Source organism: Intrasporangium sp. (genome assembly GCF_032907665.1).
Taxonomy (GTDB): domain Bacteria; phylum Actinomycetota; class Actinomycetes; order Actinomycetales; family Dermatophilaceae; genus Intrasporangium.
Window position 1 is genome coordinate 20,546 of sequence record NZ_JAJJPG010000053.1, and the last position, 2,211, is coordinate 22,756.

The window sequence follows — 2,211 nt, forward strand, 5'->3', positions numbered from 1 at the left end:
GGCTCCGAGCACAGCAGCGAGCGGACGAACTGCACCTCCGGATCGGACATCGCCTGCACCCGGCGTTCCGCAACCGTGTCACCCACGAGCGGCACGACGCCGGGGCTGACGATGCGGAACGGCTCGCCGCCGGTGTGGTAGTCCACGGTGACGAACTCCCGCGCGCCGAGCTCACTTGCCAAGGTAGGCCTCCACGACTCGCGGGTCCCGGCTCAGCTGTTCGGCACTTCCCTCGATCGACACGGCGCCCGAGTCGAGGACGTAGCCTCGCCGGGCCACCTTGAGGGCCGACCGGGCGTTCTGCTCGATGAGCAGCACCGCGGTGCCGCGCTCGTTGATCGAACGCACGACGTCCATGACCTGAGCGACCATGAGCGGGGCCAGGCCCATCGACGGCTCGTCGAGCATGAGCAGCTGGGGACCGCCGATCATCGCCCGACCGATGGCGAGCATCTGCTGCTCGCCACCCGAGAGGGTTCCCCCGTGCTGGCTGCGACGCTCGGCGAGGCGGGGCAGCAGCTCGTAGACCTCGCTGATGCGCGCGTCGATCTCCTTGGTCTCCCGGACGGTGTAGCCGCCGATCTGGAGGTTCTCGTGAACGGTGAGTCTCGAGAAGATCCGTCGGCCCTCGGGGACCTGGACGATCCCACGCTCCACGAGGTCCCACGGCTTGGCGTGGGTGATGTCCTCGCCGAAGGCCGAGATCCGTCCGGAGGCGGCCCGGACGACGCCGCTGATCGTGGCGACGGTGGTCGACTTGCCCGCCCCGTTGTTGCCGAGCAGGGAGACCGTCTCCCCCTCACCCACAGTGAGGCTCAGGCCCTTGAGTGCCTCGACCTTGCCGTAGTTGACGTAGAGGTCCTCGACCTCGAGCACGTTGGTCACGACCGGCCCTCCTCCCGCTCGCCGAAGATCTCGTCGTCGCTCAGGTGGGCGACATGCTCCGCCTCCGCGTGGGCCTCGGCGTCGTCGGAGCCGAGATACGCCTCGATGACCTCCGGGTTCGTGCGGATCTCGCGGGGTGTCCCGTCCGCGATCTCCTTGCCGTAGTTGAGCACGACGATCCGCTCGGACACGTCCATGACGAGGCCCATGTCGTGCTCGATGAGGACGACCGTCGTGCCGAGGTCGCTGATCCGGCGCAGAAGAGCAAGTAGCTGGTCCTTCTCGCCGTGGTTGAGCCCTGCCGCCGGCTCGTCGAGCAGCAGCATCTTCGGCTCCCGGGCGAGCGCCCGGGCGATCTCGACGCGGCGCTGCTCTCCGTAGGGCAGGTTGCGCACGGCTGCGGCTCGGTCGCCGGTGGACCGGACGAAGTCGAGCCAGCGATGCGCCTCGTCCGTCGCGTGCTGCTCACTGCGGTGGTACCGCGGCGTGTGCAGGACCGCGTCGAGGGCGTTCTGCCGCAGCCGGACATGCATCCCCGCCCTGACGTTGTCGAGCACCGTGAGCTCGCCGAAAAGTCGGAGGTTCTGGAAGGTCCGCGCGATGCCCCGCCCCGCGATGATGGCTGGGCGCTTGCCCGTGATGTCCCGTCCGTCGAAGAGGACCCGGCCGGCCGACGGCTTGTAGAAGCCGGTGATGCAGTTGAAGGCACTCGTCTTGCCGGCGCCGTTGGGGCCGATGACCGAGAGGACCTCGCCCTGGTGGGCGTCGAAGCTGAGCCCGTTGACGGCGGTGACGCCCCCGAAGGCCACGGTCATGTCCCGAACCTCGAGCAGGGCCGGGCTGCCGGGACCGGTGCGGGGGGCCGTGGCCGAGACGGCGCCCGGCGCGGTCTGCGCGCTCATGCCGACGCCCCCTTCGCCTGCTCGCGGGCCCGTCGCTTCTCGATCTTCGACGGCTTCTCCGACACTCGGTGCGGCCAGATGCCTTGGGGACGGAAGATCATGACGACGATGAGCAGGACACCGAAGATGAGATAGCGCCAGTTCTCCGCGCCCCGGAGGAACTCTGGGAGCAGGGAGATGACGAGCGCGCCGATGACGACCCCGGGGGTGGAGCCCATCCCGCCGAGGACGACGGCCATGAGGATGAGCGCCGACCAGAGGAAGTTGAAGCTCATCGGCGAGATCGCGGTCTGGTGGACGGCGAAGAGCACCCCGGCGAGTCCGCCGAAGATCGCGCCGGTGATGTAGGCCGCGAACTTGATCCTGTAGGTGTGGATGCCCATCGCCTCGGCGGCGTCCTCGTCCTCGCGGACGAACCGCCAGG

General features: G+C 69.0%; 3 protein-coding genes and 1 pseudogene. All 4 read right to left on the bottom strand.

All coding sequences use genetic code 11. The features are described from left to right. Positions 1 to 182 (bottom strand): annotated as a pseudogene (locus tag LOY02_RS09815) (proline racemase); the annotation flags it as partial. Continuing rightward, the gene (locus tag LOY02_RS09820) at positions 172 to 885 is read right to left on the bottom strand and encodes an ABC transporter ATP-binding protein (protein ID WP_317182175.1); all 714 of its coding nucleotides are present in this window, start codon (positions 883 to 885) and stop codon (positions 172 to 174) included. The gene LOY02_RS09820 and the pseudogene LOY02_RS09815, both read right to left, overlap by 11 nt. Next, positions 882 to 1,787, bottom strand: a complete 906-nt coding sequence (locus tag LOY02_RS09825; protein WP_317182172.1) for an ABC transporter ATP-binding protein — start codon at positions 1,785 to 1,787, stop codon at positions 882 to 884. The genes LOY02_RS09820 and LOY02_RS09825 overlap by 4 nt, the downstream gene beginning before the upstream one ends. Continuing rightward, positions 1,784 to 2,211, bottom strand: a 428-nt coding sequence (locus LOY02_RS09830) for a branched-chain amino acid ABC transporter permease (protein ID WP_317182173.1), incomplete at its 5' end; no start/stop codon positions are given. The genes LOY02_RS09825 and LOY02_RS09830, both read right to left, overlap by 4 nt.